General features: G+C 67.2%; 2 protein-coding genes. Both read right to left on the bottom strand.

Going from position 1 to position 983, the window contains the following annotated elements:
- On the bottom strand, positions 1–243 hold a 243-nt coding region (locus MQN93_RS43685; RefSeq protein ID WP_242713915.1), incomplete at its 3' end, for an SDR family NAD(P)-dependent oxidoreductase.
- 68 nt (positions 244–311) lie between these two features.
- Positions 312–743: a carboxymuconolactone decarboxylase family protein gene (locus tag MQN93_RS43680; protein ID WP_242713914.1), complete on the bottom strand. Its 432-nt coding sequence runs from the start codon at positions 741–743 to the stop codon at positions 312–314.
- Positions 744–983 lie beyond the last annotated feature (240 nt).

Below are 983 nucleotides of genomic sequence, written 5' to 3'. Positions count from 1 at the left end.
GTGGTCCTCCGCCAGCTGCTTCTGCGCCTCGATGACCTGGTCCTGGTCGGCCAGGTCGGCCTCGACCGACCATGCGCTGCCGGAGCGGGACAGCGCGGCCACGGCGTCGTCGAGCTTTCGGCCCGCACGGCCGACGATGACCGCGCTGCCACCTCCCGCGATCACGTTCTCGGCGGTCTGGAGGCCCATCCCGCTGGCGCCGCCGATCACGACGAGTTTCCTGCCTTCGAAGTCCGTGGCCACGGGAATCACTCTCCATTGGATGGTGAACGAACACTCCTTGCTGTGATGCGACGCTTCCACGGCAGGGTCTACAACAGCTCTACAAGGCCTCTACAACGCCAACCACACCGAGTCGTGCGGGGGATTTCCGTCCCTCCGAGTGCGGAGATCTGATCTGCGGTGAGGACGTCCGCGGCAGCGTCGTAGTCCTCGTTGCTGACGTGTCCGTCCGGCACACAGGTGGTCGCCTCGGTCAGGCGGAGAGCTGCGCGGTCGGTCTCGGAGAAGTAGCCGGTCTCCTCCCATGCGGGCAGCACGGTGATGCGGTCGGGGTTTTCGCCCTTCTTGAGGATGTCGCGCGTGTGCATGCGCAGGCAGAACGCGCAGCCGTTGATCTGGGAGGTGCGAATCCTCAGCAGCTCGACAGGAGCGGGTCGAGACCCGCTGCGGCGACGGCCACCTCCGCCTCCGACGACAGGGCGATGAGAGGCATCCGAACTCGAGGTCTTCGGCGACAGCACCGCCGCGTGACGACTTCAAGCGCATGGAAGCGTACGCCGGTGAACGACGGCACCGAACTCCGGTCCGTCACGGGAGCCAGGCTCCGGCCCCGGCGGCGTCATCGTCTCCGCAGGATGCCTGGGATCCGCAGGATGCCTGTGCCGCATGGTGACGGAGCCTGCTCGCCCTACCAACCCGTAAGTTCGCCCTTGCCGAGGAGCCCGTTCCGCGCCTGCTCCGCTGCGTACGCGGCCACGAGA

Source organism: Streptomyces spinosisporus (genome assembly GCF_022698145.1).
In the GTDB taxonomy this organism is placed as follows: domain Bacteria; phylum Actinomycetota; class Actinomycetes; order Streptomycetales; family Streptomycetaceae; genus Streptomyces; species Streptomyces spinosisporus.
This window is presented reverse-complemented; position numbering and strand designations above follow the sequence as displayed.